This window comes from Pseudoalteromonas ruthenica (assembly GCF_008808095.1).
Lineage (GTDB): Bacteria > Pseudomonadota > Gammaproteobacteria > Enterobacterales > Alteromonadaceae > Pseudoalteromonas > Pseudoalteromonas ruthenica.
In genome coordinates this window covers 126,911-144,293 of sequence record NZ_CP023397.1, presented here as the reverse complement: position 1 = coordinate 144,293, position 17,383 = coordinate 126,911, and the positions used below count along the sequence as shown (strand labels likewise).

The window sequence follows — 17,383 nt, the reverse complement described above, 5'->3', positions numbered from 1 at the left end:
CATTAGCGTGGTGCATAACGCACCACGCCTAAAATTAAAAGGCGTAGCGCAACATCAATTGCACCACGGGCCCGGCCTGCTCCGACTCCAATTCGTATTCATCAAAATCCCGCTCGATTTGCTGCTCCAGAGTATCGAACTTGTTGAATACTTCCTCTTTACTGGCATCCAGTAAGTTGGAGCCGACCATCCGTAGCGTCAGCTTTTGCCAACGTTTTTCTATAAACAGCTCAAGATCAGCGCCATAGTGCGTGCTTACCTCTTCACCGACAAAGCGCCCGAGGGCATCGCCTTGCTTGCGATAGGTGGCCCCGAAAGACGCGCCTAGCTGAGGAAAGTCATGAATAAATCCGAGGTTATAGACGTAATCTGATTGGTCGTTAAATTTACGCTCACCGAAAAAGTCTTCGACTTCACTATCAAGCCAAGAGTAATTCACAAATACCCCGGTATTGGGTAGCCCCAACGCGCCTAGGGGTGTCGATAAGTCGAGCTCGACGCCATACACCGTGCCATCGCCGGTATTACGGGGTTGCAGCACAAAGGTGCCCTCGCCCTCGGCCCCTTGCATACCGGTATTGGCGATTTCAATTAAATCGCTGACATCACGATAAAACAGATTCACGCCCATCACCCCGGTCTTACCGAGACGATACTCATAACCTAGGTCGACGCCCCACGCCGACTCCGGCTCAAGTGCCGGGTTACCCAATAAGTCGTTGTCGGCTAACTCTTCCTCACGCAGCGCGGGGGTAATATAGTCAAAGTCCGGACGACGTAAGCTGCGCGCTAACGACGCGTTGATACGGCCGTTTTCTGCCACTTGCACGCGAATATGAGCGGAAGGCAAAATAAAGTCGTAATCGTTGTCGGTGCGCACCGCATCAACATGGTTGTCCACCTGCGAATCGGTGCTCTCCCAACGTACACCCAGCTCCCAAGCAAACTCCTGACTCTCGTGTTTAAGCAACGCAAAGACATCAAAACGCTGCTCTTGCACTGTGTTCACACCTCCACTAACGGCCTCAAATGGCGCATCAAACGTGGCCAGCGACAGCGGCGACTGCGCGAATTGGTCCCAGCTGCTTTGCATGGTTTCTAATTCACTTTCAGAGGCGTAAATACCGGTATCCCGCTCTTTTTGCTGCCAAAACGCGCCAATTTGCCATTGTTTGTTATCGCTGTAGGGCTGACTGTGCTGCCATTGTAGCGTCCACTCTTTATCATCAATGTCGCTGCGCTCTTGCTCCTGCTCCAATACCATGGGCAATTCAGCGGTATCGAGTTCAACCTCTTGTTCAAATACCGACTCTTCAAAGCGCGCCACAGCCACCTTGAATTTACTGTTACCGCCAAAAAGTGGCTGGTTATAGCTGGAGCTCAGGCTGTAATTGGTCTGCTCAATATCGGCAATATTGGCATTATCGGTCAGCAAACTACCGCCGTTGGCCGCATCACCACTGGCCGCACTGGGGTGGTTATACTCATATGAGCGTTCATCTTCGCTGCGCTCGGTGTCGACCCAAATACCGCTGATATCAAAATAGGCGCCATCGTTAAAGGTGTATTCATAACTGGCGTTCAGTGAGGTGTCATCACCATCACGGGTATCGTCTTGATGTTCGCGATTATCGAAGCTTTGTTCACGGTAGTCGGGGTTGTTTTCCGGGCTATCACCGTAGCGAAAACTGGTCTTTTTCTTGGGGTTATAGCGCCCTTGTAAATTAGCTCCCAGCAACAAGCGCCCGCCGCCAAGTTCGGTGCCATAGACACCACCTAGGCTTTCTTTAAATTCACCATCATCGTAGCGCAGGCCACCGGCGCGCAAATAACCACCGTCTAGGCTATAGCCATCACGCAAAACGATATTCAGCGTACCGGCAATGGCATCGGCGGAGCGGTTAGCACTGGGCGAGCGGATGATCTCCACTCGTTCGATGAGCTCAGCGGGAATGCGATCAACAAAGAATGAGCGGTCGGCGCCAGCACCAGGTACTTCTTCGCCATTGATCAGCACCTTCGTATAGGCAGGACTCAAACCGCGCATACGCGCGCCGTCGGATTCCAGCACATCAGATAAAAAAGTCACACTCGGCACCCGTTTAAGGGCATCGCCAGCGGTCAGTGGTTCAAAGCGCTGAAAGTAATCTTGGTCATATTCCAAAGTGGGCGCTAGCTGCTGCGAGCGGTTGCGATAACCGATGTCGCCATACACCACCAGCTCCTCAGAGACTTTCACCTGTTTGTTGGCGTTTTCTTGAGCGCCGTAGGCGCTGATATTGGTCAGCGCTAATGCCGCCACCAGCGCTTTTAGTTTAAAGCTTGTCATTGCTGTTTTCTCCTGCATGTCCTTGGTATGGCGCTAAGCTAAAAACCGCAGATGACAGCACTGTGACAGTCGCTGCTATCGTGCTGCCGAAGCGAGCTAAATGTGTCGCGTTATGGCTGCTTTTGAGCTGTAAGAACCCTACTCGCAGGGCAAAGAACGGGCGCTTGCACGGTGTTATCGCATGGCGTGGTCATGATGCTGTCATATCATTGAGCCAATATGACCCTGCCCATAGTGAAGTTGGCCCGCTAGCATAACCACACACTCATTAACTCAAGGTCTTTCATGCGCTTTAACCCATTTCGCACTCATCCCTTACTGGCTCATATAAGCATCGCTTGGCTGGTACTTGCCGCGCTACTCAGCTATCAGTTGGGGGAGCTCAAATACAGTGGTGATATTGCCTGGCTTGATATCCTTGGCGAAGGCGGCATTGTGCTCATGACATTAAGCTGGATTGTCGCGCTACTGGTGTCCCGGCCACCGGGGAAGGTCACAACCTTGCTGGTGCTAGGGCTGGGGCTATTTATGTTTTCTGCATCATTAGACTTGCTTGATGAGTGGTTACACCAGCCCAGTCGCTATTGGTTAAGTTGGATTGAGTCTCTGCCTGCACCCATAGGCATGTTATTCACCAGCGCCGGACTGTATTGGTGGCATCAAGAGCAGTTTGTGCTGAACCGCCAACTGGCTCGCCGTGAGGCACACATGCGCGACCATCAAAAAGTGTGCCCGGTCACCGGATTATATCGTATTCAGTATGTGCAAAAAGTCTTCGATAGCAGCCGCGAGAGCGATCCTAAATGCTGTATTGCCATGATTGATGTAGAGAGCTTTGCCACCATCAACGCCCGCTTCGGCCTTGCCACCGGCGATCGATTACTGCGTGAGCTCAGCGATTTAATGGTGATGAATATTCGTATGGGTGATGTACTCAGTCGTTATGCCAGTGACAGTTTCATACTGCTTTTGCCCGCCACCACGAGTCGTCAAGCACAGCAGCTTATCGCGCAGTTACAAAACGCCATTCGCCACTGCGCCTTTCGCCTTGACCCTCAAGGGCAAGCCCACTACGTAAACACCTACAGCGCCGTTATTGAAACCGCAAAAGATGAGCCGTTGCCGCAGCTGTTGAGGCAACTGCAACAGCAATTACAACAACAAAAACACCGACCGGGCCAGGGTGATGCCACGCTTTGCTCTTCAAGATAGAAAAGTCATTAGCAGTGAGGGGCTGATCAGTGCCATCGCCGAGCTGGCTCTGGCTCGTGGTGCTGATTTGCACAAGCTACTGCGAGGCACGGGGATTTTTAGTGACGACTTACTCGACCCACACAGCCGTTTTAGTCATCATCAGCTAATGCGCTTGCTGGCACAATACCAAGGCCAATTCCCTCACCCCGATGCGGGGTTTTTATTAGGGCAGCAACTGCTTAATGAACTGGGCACTGTCGGGCAAGCCTTGCTAAGCGCGCCAACTGTTGGCGAGAGCCTACGTATGCTGCAACGCCTCTACCAACACATTGCGCCACTGGTCCATGTTCGTTATCACCTTTATCAGCGCCAAGTGCATGTGTTTATTACGCCAACGCTGGCCCCAGAGAGTAAGGCAACCGAATTACTTATGCAGGCCTATAGCAGCGCTTTCTATGCGCTGTTAAAGCGCCTAAGCCAAGGCTATCCACACTGTCACTTTGATTTTGCCTGTAAGCGCCCACGCCATATGTATGAGTTTGAGCACAACTTTGGCACGCGTTTACGCTTTGCCCAGCCCGTATATAAATGGTCCTTTGCTGCCACGATGCTCAGATGCACTAACGACAATGCCAGTCTGTTGCGCTGGCAGCGTCTGCAAAGCCAACCTCATTGTGAGTCGCCGCCGTATTTCATCGCTGCGCTGTGCCAGTTGTTATCGCGCCAACCGCATCTTAGCTTAGCCGCTCTCGCGCAACATATGGCCATGAGCCCTGCCACTTTTAAGCGCAAACTCAAGGAGCATGGCTGGCGCTTTTCCCAATTACAACAACAACAGCAAACGCTTAGAGCGGTTTATTTACTTAGCATTCGTGATAAAGGCAACGATTATGTGGCGAATCGCTTAGCTTTTTACGACACCCCGAACTTTCGTCGCGCGTTTAAGCGCTGGACCGGCCTCACTCCGAGCGAATTAAAAGAGTTAATGAGCCTGTAAAAAGGCATAGGGTAACGCCGTGTAATAGTTTTATTGTACGCAGGCATTATGCTGTCAGTAACAACAGGAGTGACTTATGCACAGCAATCCCAATTTAAATCATCGAAGTGCCTATCCACGCTGGCTACTCATCGGCATTCGCGCCTTGCTCGCAAAGCTGCTAACCCTGTATTTCGCATGGCATTCACCGAAATGCACGGCTACGTATAAATTAGCGTTAATCGCCGCATTAGCGTATCTGCTTTTTCCCTATGATTTAATCCATGACTTGGCCACAAGTTTTGGTTACGCCGACGACGGCACCTTTATGGGCGCGGCGATCATGACGTTTTCATCATGCATTGATGCGCGCGTGAAAAGCCTAGCCAAACGCAAAGCACAGGCCATGGTCTATGTCCCCAAGGGCAAGCGTTAACTGCGTGCTTGCGCTTGCTCATTTAAGCGCAGCAAAAGCGACGTAAACACCACACCACTGTGCGCTTTGAGGCCAATTTCACAGGTGCGACTGTTGCTGTAACCGCTTTTGCAGCCCTGGGGCTGCGAGTCTGTGAGATGACGCAAAGCATGGCTGTTGAGCTCAGGATGCGTGAACCCTTTATCACCGGCAAAACCACAACAACTGATATCGGTGGTACTGACTTTCTCACTCAATGCATGTGCCAACGCCAACATGGCCTTGCCTCCGTCGAGGTGTTGCGAGCTACAGGTGACATGTAACCAGATAGGCTCGGCACTGGGGGTAATGTGTAGATGTGGCAGCAGGTACTGCTGCGCAAAGGTAATACTATCAAGCGGCGCGATGTCGCCGTCACTGGAGCTGTGCAAGGCACAGGGGCTGGCATCCATGACCACCGGACAACGCCCGTTGTCACTGAGCTCGGCCATAACCTGCTGAAGCTGTTGCTGCTTATACTGGGCTTGGTGCTGCGCGCCTCGACTGTGAAACGCCATACCACAACACAAATGCCCTAGTTGTTTGGGCACAATAACCGTAAAGCCTGCTTTGGCACATAATTGTTGCAGTGTTTGCTGCACACTGTGCTCGCCATCGTTGGCAAAAACCCTATTTGCACAACTAGGAATGTACACCACTTTACGTTCCCCGGACTTACTGTGGCTCTGTGCTAGGTTTGGCTGCTTCTGCCCTTGCGGCCAGGCGCTGAAATAGAGAGGGGTACCAAAACGCTGATGCAACCACTGGGTGCTGTTGTGTAACTGCGTCTCGCCCACTACATGGGCCAGTTTTTTCATGCTACTGAGGCCAAAACGGGCAAGCTGCGTACTGCCCTGAAAATGCTGCGCACTGTATTGGGCAATGCGATTAGCCAAACGCGATTGCGCAAACCCCTGTTGACGTAGCGATTTCACATAGGCACCGGTGTCTATGCCAACAGGGCAGCGCGTTGCACATAATCCGGTCGCGGCGCAGCTGCTATCGACTAAGTGCTGAAAGCGGCTTTGAACGGCCCCTAAACGCTGCCGTAAACGAGGGCTTGGGCTGGTGCTACTGGCTAATTGCGCCTGAAGCTCTTGTTGATGACGACTCAAACTAATACGTTGGCGCGGCGTTAATGTGTAACCTTGCGATGGACAAACAGGTTCGCAAAAGCCGCACTCGATACAGCTATCAATAGTGTCATCGGTCGCTGGCAGAGCTTTAACATGCTGCAGGTGCGCACGCGGGTCGCTGTTGATGATCACTCCAGGGTTAAAAATCCCCTTGGGATCAAACAGCTGTTTTATCTGTTTCATGACTCCATAGCCATCATCTCCCCACTCTAGGGCTACAAAGGGGGCCATGTTTCGTCCCGTCCCATGCTCGGCTTTCAGCGAACCATTGAGTTCAACGGCCACCAACTGCGCCACCTCGGCCATAAATTGCTCGTAGCGCGCCACCTGCTCATCGTTATCAAAGCGCTGGGTAAATACAAAATGAAGGTTACCGGCTAAAGCATGACCGAAAATAATGGCTTCTTGGTAATCGTGCTTGGCAAACAAGGCATGCAACGCCTTAATGCCGCGTGCCAAATCGCTGAGCGCAAAGGCGACATCTTCAATAATCACTGTGGTGCCTATCTCCCGCACCGCCCCCACCGCTGGGAAGGTGCCCTTACGCACATTCCACAGCGCCTGTGCCCGCTCGCTATCACTGCTAAGAGCATATTGATGAATAATATCACTTTGATAACGCTCCAGTAAGGCACTGACAGCGGCGCTGGTGGTCTGTAATTCAGACTCGTCAGCGCCGGCAATTTCAATCAACAGCGCGGTGGCCTGCGCCGGAAAATCAACAACCTCGTTGGGCATAATGGCTTGTTCGCGCACCGACATCAGCGCGCGTTTATCGAGCATTTCCACCGCCTCTACGGGGTAGCGACTGAGCTGCTCAATAAAATCGCAGGCGCTGTCTATTGTCGCAAAGGTAAACAGCCCAGTGTGTTTATGCGCACTATGAGGCACGGTGTGGTAGGTAATATTGGCAATGAATCCAAGGGTGCCTTCGGAGCCGATCAGCAAATGCTTGATAATATCGATGCCATCTTGGTAATCGACAAGCGCATTCAGGCCATACCCTGTGGTGTTTTTCAGTCGGTATTTATGTTCAATGCGCGTGCGCAGCGCTTGGTTTGCCCGCACTTGCTCGCCGAGGTGCTCGAGGGCCTGTACGAACTCGCCGTGACTGCGACGAAATTGCTCACAAGAGTGTGCATCTGCGGTATTTAGCTCAGTGCCGTCGGCCAATATAATGTGCATGTCCTTAAGCGTGTGGTAGCTGTTATGCTTAACACCACAGCACATGCCTGAGGCATTATTTGCGGCAATACCGCCCACCTTGCAGCTGTTGATCGAAGCCGGATCAGGGCCTATTTTACGGCCAAATGGTGCCAGCAGCTGATTGACCTTAGCACCGATAAGCGCCGGTGATAGCGTTATCCAATCACCGTTGCTACCGATTTCATAATCCTGCCATTGCTCACTAAGCACCACCAATACACTGTCGCTAATCGCCTGCCCCGAGAGGCTGGTGCCGGCAGCACGGAAGGTTAACGCAACCCCAAAGCGCTGGGCTAGGGTAATTAACTGTTGCACCTGCGCGCGGTGATGTACCCGTACCACACACTCGGGGGTAAGGCGGTAAAAACTGGCGTCGGTGCCCAAGGCATAACGCAAAGCATAATCTGTGATCACCTGCTCGCAGGATAAGGTTTCACGGGCAGCCTCAATGAAGGCTTCCATGGCGGCGCGGTACTCTGACATAATGACGGTCACTAATAGCGGGCGATGTGTCTTAGCATAGCTTGGAATAAAATATTATTAAATCCTTTAAGGTAGATAGTTTACACCTAAGCAACCAGTGCCCTGTCGCTAACTATTGTGACCAAGTATTTGGTATGGCAAGCCAATTAAAAGCAATAGCGGGGAATCGAGCCAATTCTGTGTTGGTAAATTTAGCCTAATTTAACTGAGAGTGTATTATTTACCGCAAGAATCAATAAAATCTTGTGGCTCAATAACAACTTCTAGTTCATGATTCTCAACTTTTTTATCAATGGCATCACGGTTTAAGGTAATTGTACATCCGTTACTATTTGTCGCCTCAACTTGAGATAAGTCTTTGTCTATTTTGGTCATTACTAATGATGACTGCTCATAGTGCCAAAGCTCATTTTCTTGCGATTTAATAGGTTGTAGCTCTAAGATCTGAGTACCATATTCATTAGAAAAAGTAAGCTTTACATGAATTACTTCACTCGTGTTGTTTTTTATACTACCCCAGTAAACATTAGAACAACCACTAACAAAAATAATAACCGCAGCAAGTAATGAACATTTAAAAAAAATATTTATATTACCCATGTAATTTGAGAGCTCCATATTAGTCGTTTGATATCCATTTCAACAGCAACCGAGTCTGTGACTCTTTGATATGCACTTGGCGGCCTTTTGATAGTGTCATAATACTTCATTAGATCAAGCTTCCCATTAGTTGGGTAACCCGGCGTAGACTTCTTAACACTCTGAAGTAATGCATTAGTAGAGCCTTTATGCCCCCAAGATAGACTTATCCCCCCCACATACATTAATACTGAATGACCAAACTCATGTGCAGATACTAACTTAAATTCATCTGCAATTTGTTTCTCTGTTGCGCGAGGCGCGCCTCTTTGATAAACAAAACTCGCATCAATACCTAAAATAGCTGGATTCATTGAACGGCTATAACTTTCACTTTCTTCAATTTCTAAGTCCACTGGAATAGCGTCGGAACTATTTTTATGTAAAGGATTAACTATTACGCTAAAACGAACATCGGCTACTGTAATTGTATTCGACCAATATTGTTTAATACCCGCGATAGCAAGCTCTTTTAACTTTATATAATCATCTTGATTCAAACTATTTTTTTTAAAGTTGAGGTAAACATCAATATTAATAGTTCTTGTACGGCTGTTGATGGTCGTTTTAGCCCATGTGGCTTTGTGAGCTCCATTATGAACTTTTAATTTGGCGCCTCGGCCATTTCTTGAAGGCCCAACCCGTACCGTACGATAATTAACAGTTGGTTTATCGATTGCCTTGTGGAGGTTTTTTTCAAAGACATCGAGCGTAAGTGAGCTTTTTTGCGTGGTTGTTGCTGTTAAATCCATTTTATATTCCATTATTACTGGATGATTATTGCTAACACAGTTTTGTTTAGCAATTTTACTTAGTCCCTTTAGCTAGTACAGCATACCTTTACTAAGATTTTTTTGTCAAGGTGGCGATGCTGCGATCGGTATTTATGTTCAAATCGTGTGGTTTGCCCGCACCTGCTCGCAGGATAAGGTTTCACGGGCAGCCTCAATGAAGGCTTCCATGGCGGCGCGGTACTCTGACATAATGATGGTCACTAATAGCGGGCGATGTGCCTTAGCATAGCTTGGAATAAAATATTATTAAATCCCTTAAGGTAGATAGTTTTACGCCTAAGCAACTGAGATCAGTACATGTTAAGGTCAGTCCGTCTAAAGTGGTTGTTTTTTTACCACTACACACTATAGAATCGTGAATAGTTTATTCCAAAGATCAGTCTCGGAGCGAGCCGTGTTTTTTCGCCAGATAGCCAAGGCACTAAGCCTTGCCATAGTAGGATATGCCGTTATGAGTGCCCCAAGTTTTGCCGCTACCCAGCTCACCTTAAAGCAGCAAATTGGCCAAAAGCTAATGTTAGACTTTCGCTATTACTGCGGTGATAGCACTGCCAGTGACCGCTGTCGCACCCCGATGACCAAGCTGCCACAGGCCCTTGCCGATGCCATTAGCACGCACCACATTGGTGGCGTGATCCTATTTGCCGAGAACATCGACAACACCGAGCAAATTGTCGCGCTGAACCGCGACTTACAACAAGCGGCGCTGGCCTCCTCATTAGCGGCCCCTTTGTTTATTAGTGTGGACCAAGAAGGGGGACGCGTTGCTCGTATTCCCCGTCATCTTGGTACGGCGATGACTGGCAATATGTCCATCGGTGCGACCTATGCAAAGCATGGCAGTGATTATGCCAGCGCCAGTGCCAAAGTGATTGCTAAAGAGCTTCGGGCAGTTGGTTTTAACGTTAATTACGCGCCCACCTTAGATGTCAATATGAATCCTAACAACCCGGTGATCAATGTGCGCTCCTTTGGTGAAGACCCGGCCCGAGTCGCTGAGCTTGGCGGCGCTCAGGTTGACGCCTATCAACACCAACAGGTCATTGCCGCGTTAAAGCACTTTCCGGGTCATGGCGATACCAATGTCGATAGCCACACCGGTTTGCCCAAGGTCATGCATAGCAAAGAGCAGGTCATGGCCCAAGATATTGCCCCGTTTAGGGCGGTGATTGAGGCCGGCCATGCCCCGGGCATGATTATGACCGCACACATTCAATACCCGGCGCTCGACAGCAGCACCTTTGTCAGTAAACAGGGGCAAACAATGGTTAAACCGGCCACCATGTCGCGGGCCATTATGACCTCACTGCTGCGTGAGGAGTTGGGTTATCAGGGTGTCACCATCACCGATGCGTTAGATATGGCGGGTATCAGTGACTTTTTTACCCCCGAGGACGCGCTCATTAACACCTTCAAGGCCGGTGTCGATATTGCGCTTATGCCCATTGCTATTCGCAATGAACAAGATATTGCCGAGCTTAATAAGCTCATTGATGCCGTAGCCCATGCCATTGAGCGCGGCGAGTTAGAGCGCGGCGAATTTGCGCAATCAGCGCAGCGAGTTATGGCTTTGAAAGCCGACTATCAATTACTGCCAGCGCACTTTGACAATCACCTGCTACAAACCGAGCTAGCGGCGATGACCTTAGGCAACGCCAGTCACCGGGCCATTGAAGCCGAGCTGGCCAGCGCCGCTATCACCGATATCAAAGCTGGACAGCGGGCCACCACCTTAATTAAACAAGCGCGCAAAGTGGCGCTCATTATGCCCGATACCCGCAAGTGTATGGCGTTGCAGCAAGCTCTGGATCACCTCAGCGAGCAGCACCGAGTGTTTCACTGCATTAGTTTGCAAGGCCACGACCCTGAGCAAGCATACCTGGATATCAATGACGCCGATGTAGTCATCGCGGCGAATGCCAGCCCACCACAAAGTGCCGTCGAAATTGGCGGCATGGACGATGTTTCAGCCTTAGCGCAGTTTGCACTGAATCGTCAGCAGCAACCCGATGCGCTGGAATCGTTATTACAACACGCGCAGCAAAGCGACACCCCGGTGATATTTGTCAGCTTACGAGCCCCTTATGACATTACTCAATTTGGCGCCTACGCGCAGGCCGTGTTGGCAACCTATGCGTATAATATTGATGTTGATGATGGCGAAACCGTACAAGGCCCAGCCTTTACTGCACTGGCCAAAGTACTCTTAGGACTGCGGCAGGCCCCTGGAGAACTGCCGGTTACTATAGCGCCGACCAAGGTTCTGCGCTAGGGTGGGGATAAACACGATATAAGATACTGTTATGGACGCAAACGCCTCTTTAAAAACACCTGCGGACATCCGCCGGTTGATACGCGATGGTCATTATTCAGGGCATACCTCTGGGTTTGCCCCCGGTTATGTGCAAGCAAATGTGGTGATCTTGCCTAAAAAGTATGCCTATGATTTTTTGGGCTTTTGTCAAAATAACCCACGCGCCTGTCCGTTACTCGGTCACACAGAAGCGGGCGCCACCGAGCTACCGCGTTTAGCGCAGGATCTGGACATTCGCACCGACATTCCCAAATATCGGGTGTATGAGCTAGGACAAAAAGTCAGTGAGCAAACCGAGATCTCCTCGCTGTGGCGCAAGGACTTAGTGACCTTTCTGATCGGCTGCTCATTTTCTTTTGAAGAGGCGTTATTGGCCGATGGCATTGAAGTGCGTAATATCACCGAAAACTGCAATGTTCCCATGTATGTGACCAATCAAGCCTGTCACCGCAGCGGCGTTTTTGGCGGCAACATGGTGGTGAGTATGCGGCCCATGACCCCTAAAGATGCCATTCGCGCCATTCAAATATGCAGCCGCTTTCCTAGTGTGCATGGCGCACCGGTGCATTTTGGCGATCCTCAGGCCATTGGCATTAACGATATTAAGCGGCCCAACTTTGGTGATGCGGTGACCATAAAACCAGGCGAGGTGCCGGTTTTCTGGCCATGTGGGGTGACGCCGCAGGTGGCCATTGCCACTGCTCGCCCGGATTTTTGCATCACCCATAGCCCCGGGCATATGCTGATTTTAGATATTAAAAACACCGCACTATCGAGCTTTTAGGAGTGTTTATGCTATTGAATTGCGACTTAGGTGAAAGCTTTGGCAACTGGCGTATGGGTGAGGATGCCTTAGCCATGCCCCATATTGATTTAGCCAATATCGCCTGCGGCTTTCATGGCGGCGATCCTCAGGTAATGGCCCGCACCTTAGCACTGGCCAAACACCATCAGGTAAGTATTGGCGCACACCCCAGCTACCCTGACCGCCAAGGCTTTGGGCGACGCTCCATGGCGCTCAGTGCCGACGAACTGTGTAGCGATTTACATTATCAAATCGCCGCTTTAGAGGGCATGGCCAGGGTGCAAGGGTTAACGCTGCGCTATGTGAAGCCGCATGGCGCCTTATACAACGATATGATGCGTGATAACGCTATTCTCGCCAACGTGATGCAGGCCATCGCCGACTATCCGAGCGAGTTGCAACTGATGTTGCTGGCCACCGGGCAGCGCCAACAACATGAATTAATGGCGCAGCAGCACGGCCTGTCATTATTATTTGAAGCCTTTGCCGACCGCCGCTACACCGATCAAGGCACCCTTACCCCACGCTCACAATCAGGCAGTGTGCTGGATAAACAAGCTATGCTTGAGCAAGTTCAATTATTGGTGGCCGAGGCCAAAGTCATCACCGACAGTGGCCAAAGCCTCGCGCTCAATGCCGATACCTTGTGTGTTCATGGCGATAATCTCGAAGCCGTCAATGCCATCAAAGAGATCCGTGCGCTGTGTGCCCGCTAACACCGCAACTACAGCTCAGTCGACACATTGAAGACTGCCTGGTGGCGCAGAATTTACGTGGCATGGCGCAGGTACAAAAGGCGCTGCAACCCGGCTATGTCTATCGCGCCGCGAAGCACTTATTTGCGGCCCAAGAGCAAATTTTAATTGCTACAGGCTTCCCCGTAGCGGGGACTTTTGAAACCGATGGCCCGGTCGGCGCAATGGCGCTATATCAGGCGCTAAACACACTCGGCAAAGAAGTTAAATTAATCTGCGCAGATCCGCTATACCGGAAAATAGCCGAGGATTATAACTGTATGCCGCTGCCTTTAAATGATGTCGTAGGCGCTCATCAACAAGCCCAGGCCTACTACCACCATCACCGGGTCAGCTGTGTGCTCGCCATCGAGCGTCCTGGGCTCAACGCGCAAGGACGCTACACCAATATGCGCGGTGAAGATATTAGCTCCGGCTGCGCCAGCTTTGACCCCTATATGACGTTGGCCCCGTGTCCAACCTTGGCCATTGGCGATGGCGGCAATGAAATTGGCATGGGTAAGGTAAGCGAAGCCCTTGAACAACTCGCAATTACCCCCAGCGTCACCAGTTGTGATGAGTTGGTTGTGGCCGACGTGTCGAACTGGGGCGCATATGGCTTAATTGCTTTTCTGGGGTTGTGGCAGCAACAAGACCTGTTAGGTGATATTGATAGCCCGGCGTTATTGCGCTACTGCAGCGAGCTTGGCAGTGTCGATGGCGTCACTTTACGCAATGAGCTGACCGAAGACAGTCTCGATGCCAGCCACGGCCAAGGTATCATCAACCAATTACGACAGTTAACGGGCTTTTTGCCCCAAGAGAATGAGGAAACCCCATGAGCCTTGTGTATTTAAATGGCGATTACATGCCACCAGAGCAGGCTAAAATCTCACCGATGGATCGCGGTTTTTTATTTGGTGACGGCATTTATGAGGTGGTGCCCGCCTACCACGGTAAGATGCTCGGGTTTGATGCCCATATCCAACGCATGCAATCGGGGTTAGCGGCCATTGATATTGAGCTTGACTACACGGCGCAGCAATGGCGGCAAATCTGTGACACCTTGATTGCCAAGAACCCGGGCCCAAACCAAGGTATCTATCTGCATGTTAGCCGTGGGGCCGATAGCAAACGCAACCACGCTTACCCGCAAGGTATCACGCCCACGGTTTTCGCCTTTTGTTTTGAGCTGCCCGGCGAGCCGGTTTGCGATCCGGAGTTAGCCACCAGCTACCATGTTTCCCTCGAGCAAGATAAACGTTGGCAACGCTGTAACATTAAGTCCACCGCCCTGCTTGGCAATGTGATGCATTATCAAAGCGGCGCGGCGGCAGGTAACAAAGAAACCATCTTATTCAATAGTGATGAGCACATTACCGAAGCAAGCTCCAGCAATGTGTTTATCGTCAAAGATGGCGTGATCAGCACCCCGCCGTTAGATCACCAGATTCTTCCTGGGATCACCCGCTGGCTGATCCTCACCATTTTAGCCGAGCACAGCGACTTTGCCGTGCAACAACGCGTGATCAGCAAAGCGGAATTACTTAACGCCGATGAAGTATGGATCACCTCGGCAACCAAAGAAGTCGGTCCGGTGGTTAAAGTCGCCGATCAAGTCATTGGCAGCGGCCAACCCGGCCCGGTATGGCAACAAGTGCAAAGCCTGTTTAGCCAACATAAGTTCGACTACTAACAACGACCTCTTATAGCGCCGGTGTGAGGCTGGCGCTGCATTCGAATTCAGGGTACAAACCTAAGCTCAGCCCTTGCTTGAGGGTGCCACTTTAAATTATCATACAAATAGGCGTCGTACAGTCTCAGACTCAATCTCTCTCTCCTGTTTTTCTGTCTCCATTGGCGCCGATAATCACAACCAATTACTACAAAAGGGTTCTTATGCACCACCTTGATAGTCAGGGCCGCCAACCTATTGGCGTTATTTTACTCGTGTTGGCCTTGGGGACCTTTATTTTAGGTCTGACCGAATTTTCGATGATGCCCATGTTACCTTTGATCAGTGAGACCTTTGCGGTAACCCCCGGGCAAAGTGGCTATGCCATTAGCGCCTATGCCATCGGCGTCGTGATTGGCGCACCGGTGTTTATGCTCGTGTGCGCAAACATGAATAAGCGAAACGCGCTGGCCATATTCGTTGCCATTATGTTTGTTGCCAATGGCCTCAGCGCAATGGCCCAAACGCTGGAGCAGCTCGTGCTATTTCGTTTATTAAGCGGCCTCCCCCATGGCGCATATTTTGGTACTGCGCTGTTGCTGGCGGCTCAGCTGGCCCCCGCTCATCGCCGCGCAAGCTTTATGGCTAAGGTATTTATGGGGCTGACCATCGCCACTATTGTCGGTGTGCCGCTCGTTACCTTAATAGGCCAATCACTCTCATGGCGCTATTGTTTAGCTCTGGTGGCCCTACTCGCCTTAATCGCTTTTGTGCTGGTGTTATGGCTGGTGCCAAACCAAGCCAACAAAGAGCACACTCATTTAGGCGATCAGTTAGAGGTGCTTAAGAATCCACTTGTTTGGTCTATTCTTGGAATTATTATCATAGGTTTTGGTGGCGTCTTTTGTATTTATACCTATATCGCCGACACCATTTTACAGGTTACGCAAAGCGCTGCCGTCACCATTTCCATCGCTATGGTGATGTTCGGTATAGGCTGTACATTAGGCAATTATGTACTGGGTAAAGCCGCCGACCACTCTGCGCTTATCACCACAGGTGCAGCGCTTCTTGGCGCGACCTTGTTTGCGTTGCTGTATGTTAATGTAGCCACAAATATTTATCTGCTGTGTGGGGTTGTCCACTTCCCATAAACTGAGACAGACATAATTAGAGTTTTCTGTAATGATTAATGCAGGAGACGACTATGAAAAAATCACGCTATACAGAATCTCAGATCATCGCAGTATTAAAAGAAGTCGATGCGGGTAGGAAGGTTGAGGAAGTGTGCCGTCAGCACGGTATCAGTAGTGCAACCTATTACAACTGGAAGTCCAAATACGGTGGGATGGAAGCCTCTGACGTCAAACGGTTGAAGGAGCTTGAAGAGGAAAATGCCAAGCTTAAAAAGATGTTTGCAGATGTTAGTTTGGAAAATCATGCGATTAAGGAGCTTTTCGCAAAAAAGGGTTGGTGACAGCGGATAAACGAGAATGCGTCAGCGTAATGGTTGGTGCGGGGCTAAGTATCGTAAGGGCTTGTCTGTTTGTTGGCATTGGCCGTTCGACCTTTTATCGCCCTGAACGAGACTGGCGTAAAGCAGATGCTGCTGTCATTGATGCTATCAATGCCGAGCTTGAGAAGTCGCCACGAGCAGGCTTCTGGAAGTGTTTTGGCCGAATGCGCTTCAAAGGCTTTCCCTTCAACCATAAGCGCGTTTATCGCGTGTATTGCCAGATGGGGCTGAACCTAAAACGAAGAACGAAACGTGTGCTACCCAAGCGAATTGTTCAGCCCTTAGAAGTGCAGGAGCAAGCCAATCACCAATGGGCGCTCGATTTTATGCATGACACATTGTATTGCGGTAAACGATTCAGAACGTTAAATGTGGTGGACGAAGGAACGCGAGAGTGCCTTGCAATTGAAGTGGATACCTCGTTGCCCGCTAGCCGTGTCGTACGCGTGTTAGAGCAGCTTAAGGCTGAGCGCGGATTACCGAATCAGCTGCGCGTAGATAATGGCCCAGAGTTAATATCGGCCACCCTGACTGATTGGTGCGAGGCCAATCACATTGAGCTGATGTATATCCAGCCTGGCAAGCCGCAGCAAAATGGCTTTGTTGAACGCTTTAACGGTTCATTCCGCAGAGAGTTTCTTGATGCCTACTTGTTTGAGAATCTCAGCCAAGTGCGAGATATGGCTTGGTTCTGGCGATTGGATTATAACGAAGAAAGAACCCATGAAAGTCTCGGAAACCTGCCACCGGCTGCTTACCGAGCAAAACTGGAAGATTCTAATTTAGAACTGTGTCATTAACGGGGAAGTGGACAGGGTGATCTTCTTTATTGGCTTTAGTGTTGGTTTAGGCACGGTGATCCAGTCGCTGCTTATGCAGGTCTCGCCACAAGGCCATGCCATGATTGGGGCGCTGGTGCAATGTGCCTTTAATACTGCCAATGCAATCGGTCCGTGGGCTGGGGGCATGGCCCTTACTTATGGTCTACAGATGAACGAAACAGGCTATGTCAGTGCAAGTTTGTTTGCCGGTGGCTTGGTGATGTGGGCGCTGAGCGTAGTGTTACTGCGACGTAAAGCTGCGGCACCTGCAGATTACCAACAATATGCGACTCGACGCCTGTAAACG

General features: G+C 50.5%; 13 protein-coding genes and 2 pseudogenes. 11 read left to right on the top strand and 4 right to left on the bottom strand.

Features of this window, described 5'->3' with window-relative positions; genetic code table 11:
- Positions 1 to 34: 34 nt before the first annotated feature.
- Positions 35 to 2,329, bottom strand: a complete 2,295-nt coding sequence (locus PRUTH_RS16000; RefSeq protein ID WP_151173847.1) for a TonB-dependent receptor plug domain-containing protein — start codon at positions 2,327 to 2,329, stop codon at positions 35 to 37.
- A gap of 285 nt (positions 2,330 to 2,614) precedes the next feature.
- Between PRUTH_RS16000 and PRUTH_RS15995 the strand changes: the two genes are divergently transcribed.
- The 3 genes from PRUTH_RS15995 to PRUTH_RS15985 all read left to right on the top strand — a co-directional run bounded on the left by PRUTH_RS15995 (position 2,615) and on the right by PRUTH_RS15985 (position 4,935).
- Positions 2,615 to 3,541: a GGDEF domain-containing protein gene (locus PRUTH_RS15995; protein WP_151173846.1), complete on the top strand. Its 927-nt coding sequence runs from the start codon at positions 2,615 to 2,617 to the stop codon at positions 3,539 to 3,541.
- On the top strand, positions 3,516 to 4,520 hold the full coding sequence (locus tag PRUTH_RS15990; protein WP_151173845.1) for an AraC family transcriptional regulator: 1,005 nt from the start codon (positions 3,516 to 3,518) through the stop codon (positions 4,518 to 4,520). The genes PRUTH_RS15995 and PRUTH_RS15990 overlap by 26 nt, the downstream gene beginning before the upstream one ends.
- Before the next feature lie 76 nt (positions 4,521 to 4,596).
- A complete protein-coding gene (locus PRUTH_RS15985; protein ID WP_053909528.1) occupies positions 4,597 to 4,935 on the top strand; it encodes a DUF1232 domain-containing protein in 339 nt (112 codons plus the stop codon).
- On the opposite strand, the gene PRUTH_RS15980 is transcribed toward PRUTH_RS15985, so the two are convergent.
- The 3 genes from PRUTH_RS15980 to PRUTH_RS15970 form a co-directional block, all read right to left on the bottom strand.
- Positions 4,932 to 7,778 (bottom strand): FAD-binding and (Fe-S)-binding domain-containing protein, encoded by a 2,847-nt coding sequence (locus tag PRUTH_RS15980; protein WP_151173844.1) that lies wholly within the window; start codon positions 7,776 to 7,778, stop codon positions 4,932 to 4,934. The two genes, PRUTH_RS15985 and PRUTH_RS15980, sit on opposite strands and share 4 nt — an antisense overlap.
- Positions 7,779 to 7,994: 216 nt before the next feature.
- A complete protein-coding gene (locus PRUTH_RS15975; RefSeq protein ID WP_151173843.1) occupies positions 7,995 to 8,378 on the bottom strand; it encodes a hypothetical protein in 384 nt (127 codons plus the stop codon).
- Positions 8,366 to 9,169, bottom strand: a complete 804-nt coding sequence (locus PRUTH_RS15970; RefSeq protein WP_151173842.1) for a hypothetical protein — start codon at positions 9,167 to 9,169, stop codon at positions 8,366 to 8,368. The genes PRUTH_RS15975 and PRUTH_RS15970 overlap by 13 nt, the downstream gene beginning before the upstream one ends.
- Before the next feature lie 493 nt (positions 9,170 to 9,662).
- On the opposite strand from PRUTH_RS15970, the gene PRUTH_RS15965 reads away from it, so the two are divergent.
- From PRUTH_RS15965 to PRUTH_RS15930, 8 genes and pseudogenes are all read left to right on the top strand, one after another.
- Entirely contained in the window at positions 9,663 to 11,483 is a 1,821-nt protein-coding gene (locus PRUTH_RS15965; protein ID WP_151173841.1) for a glycoside hydrolase family 3 N-terminal domain-containing protein, read from the top strand.
- Between the two features lie 31 nt (positions 11,484 to 11,514).
- Positions 11,515 to 12,309 (top strand): putative hydro-lyase, encoded by a 795-nt coding sequence (locus PRUTH_RS15960; protein ID WP_151173840.1) that lies wholly within the window; start codon positions 11,515 to 11,517, stop codon positions 12,307 to 12,309.
- 8 nt (positions 12,310 to 12,317) lie between these two features.
- Positions 12,318 to 13,046 (top strand): 5-oxoprolinase subunit PxpA, encoded by a 729-nt coding sequence (locus tag PRUTH_RS15955; RefSeq protein WP_151173839.1) that lies wholly within the window; start codon positions 12,318 to 12,320, stop codon positions 13,044 to 13,046.
- Positions 13,047 to 13,087: 41 nt separating this feature from the next.
- A complete protein-coding gene (locus PRUTH_RS15950; RefSeq protein WP_257221099.1) occupies positions 13,088 to 13,906 on the top strand; it encodes a glutamate cyclase domain-containing protein in 819 nt (272 codons plus the stop codon).
- Positions 13,903 to 14,760 (top strand): D-amino acid aminotransferase, encoded by an 858-nt coding sequence (locus PRUTH_RS15945; RefSeq protein ID WP_151173838.1) that lies wholly within the window; start codon positions 13,903 to 13,905, stop codon positions 14,758 to 14,760. The genes PRUTH_RS15950 and PRUTH_RS15945 overlap by 4 nt, the downstream gene beginning before the upstream one ends.
- Before the next feature lie 203 nt (positions 14,761 to 14,963).
- Positions 14,964 to 15,887: pseudogene (locus tag PRUTH_RS15940) on the top strand (MFS transporter); the annotation flags it as partial.
- Between the two features lie 59 nt (positions 15,888 to 15,946).
- A protein-coding gene (locus PRUTH_RS15935; protein WP_151172498.1) for an IS3 family transposase occupies positions 15,947 to 17,055 on the top strand; the annotation gives its coding sequence in 2 pieces (ribosomal slippage) (positions 15,947 to 16,196 and positions 16,196 to 17,055; 1,110 coding nt in all).
- A 16-nt stretch (positions 17,056 to 17,071) separates the two neighbouring features.
- Positions 17,072 to 17,380, top strand: a pseudogene (locus PRUTH_RS15930) (hypothetical protein); the annotation flags it as partial.
- Positions 17,381 to 17,383 lie beyond the last annotated feature (3 nt).